A 4,228-nucleotide genomic window follows, 5' to 3' on the forward strand; every position below is an offset into this window, starting at 1 on the left:
ACTCACTCTCTTTCCCTTCACGTCGCTCTTCCGATCTGACCCGCGCGCCGAGCCGACGCCCCGTCGGAGCCGCGGCGCTCGCGAAGCCCGCCGCCGAGCCGACCCGCCGTCCGGTCGACGCGCCACGGAGCCGACGGGTCGGCCGGACCCGATCCGAAGGAAACCGTCATGCCCAGCCCCCTCAGCCCCGAAGCCGTGCCCGCCGAGGCCGTGCCCGCCGAGGCCGGCCTCCGGCTGCCGCGGCCCGACCTCGACCGCCTGGACGAGATCACCGCGGCGCTCGCGAAGACCGCCGCCGAGTACGACCGGACCGGGGAGTTCCCGCACGCGGCGATCCAACTCCTGCACGAAGCAGGCCTGTTGACCGCGACCGTGGGCAGGAAGTGGGGCGGGCCCGGGGTGAGCTTCGCCGATCTGGCGCGCATCCTGCTGGCCCTCGGCCGGGGTGACACCTCGGTGGCGCTGATCGCCACCATGACGCTGGTGCCGCACGCGCTGGAGAGCGGCCGGCCCTGGCCCGAGGCCGTGTACCGGCGGATCCTGGCCGAGTCGGCGCAGCGCCCGACCCTGCTGAACCACGCCCGGGCGGAGCCCGACACCGGCCGGGGCAGCGGCACGCTGGCCAGGCGGACCGCCACCGGGTGGGCGATCACCGGACGGAAGCGGTTCGTGACCGGCGCCGAGGGGCTGAGCTACTACCTGCTCTGGGCGACGACCGACGAGCCGGTGCCGTCGCCGGCCGTGTTCCTGGTGCCGGGCGGCTCACCCGGCATCGAGATCCTGCCCACCTGGCGGCAGTTGGGCATGCGCGCCACGGTCAGCCACGAGGTGGTGTTCACCGACGTCGAGGTCGGAGCGGACGAGCTGATCCGCTTCGACGACCTCGGGCAGCGGGCGGCCACCGGGCCCGGCCCGGAGCCGGACCAGGAGCACGCCAACTCCGTCCTGCTGATCTCCGCCGCGCTCTACCTCGGCGCGGCGCGGGCGGCCCAGGACTTCGTCCACCACACCGGCGTCACCAAGGTGCCCGTCCACCTGGGCCGGCCGATCGCCGCGGGCGAGCGGTTCCGGCACACGGCCGGCGAGATCGAGGTCCTGCTGTCCACCGCCGAGCAGTTGGTGTTCGGGGTCGCGGCCCGGCTGGACCGCGGCGAGGTGGTCTCGGCGAACGAGGCGCTGTCGGCGAAGGTCGCGGTGATCCGCAACCTGACCGCGGCCGTGGAGACGGCGGTGCGCCTGCTGGGCAGCGCGGCGCTGTCCCAGGACAACCCGCTGGAGCGGATCTTCCGGGACGTGCAGGCCGCGGGGGTGCACGCGCCGCAGGAGGACGCGGCGCTGCTCGGCATCGGCACGGCCAGACTGAACGACTACATCCGGCAGTTCGGATGATGCCCGGGCCCGGGCCGGCCCGGCGCGGCGCACTACCGGGCGGCCGCTTCCGGGTGGCCGGGCCGGCTCAGGACGGCCAGCGCCGAGTGCAGCACTCGGGTCAACTCCTCGGGCGCGCCCGGTCGGTGGCGCAGGTAGAGTCGCTCCGGGGGCACCGTGGGCAGGTCGCGGACCCGGACCAGTCCGGCCGGCAGCGGCCCGTGGTCGGCGAACAGCGCGATGCCGAGCCCCGCGCGCACCGCGCTGAGCACCCCGGTGAACTGGGCGGCCTCGGCGACCACGGTGACGGTGCGGCCCGCGCCGTCCAGCGCGGCGAGCGCGCGCTCGCGCAGCACGCAGGGGCCGTCCAGCGCGACCAGCGGGACCGGCGCGGCCGGGTCGGGCGTCCGCCGGTCCGGGGCGGCGAACCAGGACAGCCGCACCTCGCCGGCCCGGACGCTGCGCGGGTGGCCGGGGTCGCCGATGAACACGGCGGCGTCCACCGTGCCGCGGTCGACCGCCTCGTGCAGCGGGCCGCTGCGGTCGAGCCGGAAGCGGACGGCGTGACCGGGGAACTCGGCGCGCACCGAACGGCTGATCACCGGCAGCAGGCCCTCGGCGGCGTGCTCGGTGGAGCCGATCAGGTAGCCGGGGCGACCGGTCTCGGCGAGACCGAGCCGGGTGAGCGCCTCGTCGTGCGCGGCGAGCACCCGGCGGGCTTCGGTGAGAGCGGCCTCTCCGTCGCTGGTGAACCGCATGCCGCGGCCGTGGCGCTCCAGCAGCGGTCGGCCGATGATCCGCTCCAGGCGCCGGACGTGCTGGCTGACGGCGGACTGGGAGATCCTCAGCGCCCCCGCGGCGCGGTGGAATCCGCCGTTCTCGGCGATGGCGACCATGCTGCGCAGTGCGGCGATGTCCAGTGTTCTCGTCACCCGTCGAGCCTAACAGCGCGGCGAACTCGGCAGGGGGGGTTCACAGTACCCGGAATTCCTTGACGGCCTGCCGACGAAAAGCGCTGCCGAGTCGAACGCGGCGATGACATGAAAACGCAACACGCGGAAACAGAAACAGCTTTCGGGAAAAGGAACTCATGCGCATATTCAGACCCGTGACGGCCCGGGTCGTCGTGGCCGCCGTGCTCGCGCCGCTGGTGCTGTCCGGTTGCTCCGGCCAGGGCGGTGGCGTTGCCGCAGCCGGGGGCGAACCGGTGGCGGGCGGCACCGTGACCTATGCCGTCGACACCGAGCCGGTGTCCTGGGACCCGCACGTGTCGACCCAGGACCTCACCGCGGAATTGCAGCGGCAGGTGCTGGACTCCTTGGTCGCCGAGGACGCCGAAGGGAAGTTCCACCCCTGGCTGGCGACCTCCTGGGAAGTGGCGCCGGATCTGCGGAGCTTCACCTTCCATCTGCGCCAGGACGTGAAGTTCCAGGACGGGACGGCGTTCGACGGATCGGCGGTGAAGGCGAATTTCGACCACATCGTGGCGAAGGACACCAAGTCGCAGTTCGCGGCGAGCCTGCTCGGCTCCTACACCGGGACCACGGTGCTGGACCCGTTCACCGTGCGAGTGGACTTCGGCACGCCCTCGGCGCCGTTCCTCCAGGCGGCGAGCACCAGCTACCTGGGCTTCTACTCGCCCAAGACGCTGGCCTCGGACGCCGCCAAGCTCGGCCAGGGCGGGCCGGTGGACGTGGGGACCGGGCCGTTCCGGTTCGTCAGCTACAGCAAGGGCCAGCAGGCGGTGTTCGAGAAGAACCCCGACTACCGCTGGGGCCCCGGGGCGGCGGCCCACACCGGCCCGGCCCACCTGGACCGGATCGTGGTGCGCTTCCTGCCGGACGCCTCGGTGCGGGTGGGCGCGCTGAACAGCGGCCAGGTGCAGGTGGCCAAGGCGGTACCGCCGCAGGACGCGGCCGCGGTCAAGACCACCCCGGCGCTGAAGCTGCTGACCCGGGCGCAGCCGGGTGGCAACTACAACCTGTGGCTGAACGGCTCGCTCGCGCCGCTGGACGACCAGCGGGTGCGCCAGGCCGTCCAGCGCGGCATCGACCTCGACCTGGACGTGAAGACCGTGCAGTTCGGGCAGTTCCCCCGGGCCTGGAGCCCGATCAACGCGATCACCCCGGGCTACGACAAGTCGCTGGAGAACGCCTGGCCGTACGACCCCGCGCTCGCCAACCGCCTGCTGGACGAAGCCGGTTGGATCGGCCGCGACGCCGCCGGCTACCGGACCGCGAACGGCCGCCGGCTGACCCTGCAGTGGCCGCAGCTGTCGGCCAACGCCACCCAGCAGGGCCGGGACATCCTCGGCCAGGCGATCCAGGCGGACCTGAAGAAGATCGGCGTGGAGGCCGTCCGCCCCTCGCTGGACGTCGGCGCGTACTCGACCCTGGTGTACGGCGGCAAGGCGAACATCGTCGACCTGTCCTGGGCCCGGTTCGAGCCGGACGTGCTCTGGCAGTTCCTCAACTCGGCCAGCGCGCCCGCCAAGGGCGGCATCAACGCGACCTTCCTGCCCGACCAGCAGCTCGACGAGCTCACCGACCGCGGCCGGGCCACGCTGGACGCCGCCGAACGGCAGCAGGTCTACGCGAAGGTGCAGCAGCGGGCGATCGACCTGGCCGTGGTCGTCCCGGTGTACACGCCGTTCGCCCTGACCGGAGTCTCCGCGAAGGTCGGCGGACTCGGCTTCGACTCCGACACCTGGCTGGACTTCTACGACGCCTGGCGGACTCCGTGACGACGCGACCGGCGCCGCCGGCGGGCGGGGCGGCCGGGGCGGCCGTGGCCGCTGAGGTGGCCGGGGCAGCCGGGGCGGCTGGAGCGGACGCGCCGGCGACCGCACCACCGTCGCGCG

Annotated in this window: 3 protein-coding genes; 2 read left to right on the plus strand and 1 reads right to left on the minus strand. The window is 73.6% G+C overall.

Annotated features, from left to right (window positions below; all coding sequences use genetic code 11):
• Positions 1-168 precede the first annotated feature (168 nt).
• Entirely contained in the window at positions 169-1,389 is a 1,221-nt protein-coding gene (locus ABTY61_RS41715) for an acyl-CoA dehydrogenase family protein (RefSeq protein WP_350510473.1), read from the plus strand.
• A gap of 32 nt (positions 1,390-1,421) precedes the next feature.
• On the opposite strand, the gene ABTY61_RS41720 is transcribed toward ABTY61_RS41715, so the two are convergent.
• On the minus strand, positions 1,422-2,300 hold the full coding sequence (locus ABTY61_RS41720; RefSeq protein WP_350510474.1) for a LysR substrate-binding domain-containing protein: 879 nt from the start codon (positions 2,298-2,300) through the stop codon (positions 1,422-1,424).
• 158 nt (positions 2,301-2,458) lie between these two features.
• On the opposite strand from ABTY61_RS41720, the gene ABTY61_RS41725 reads away from it, so the two are divergent.
• A complete protein-coding gene (locus ABTY61_RS41725; RefSeq protein WP_350510475.1) occupies positions 2,459-4,111 on the plus strand; it encodes an ABC transporter substrate-binding protein in 1,653 nt (550 codons plus the stop codon).
• The last annotated feature ends 117 nt before the right edge of the window (positions 4,112-4,228 follow it).

Source organism: Kitasatospora sp. NPDC096128, from assembly GCF_040303105.1.
Lineage (GTDB): Bacteria > Actinomycetota > Actinomycetes > Streptomycetales > Streptomycetaceae > Kitasatospora.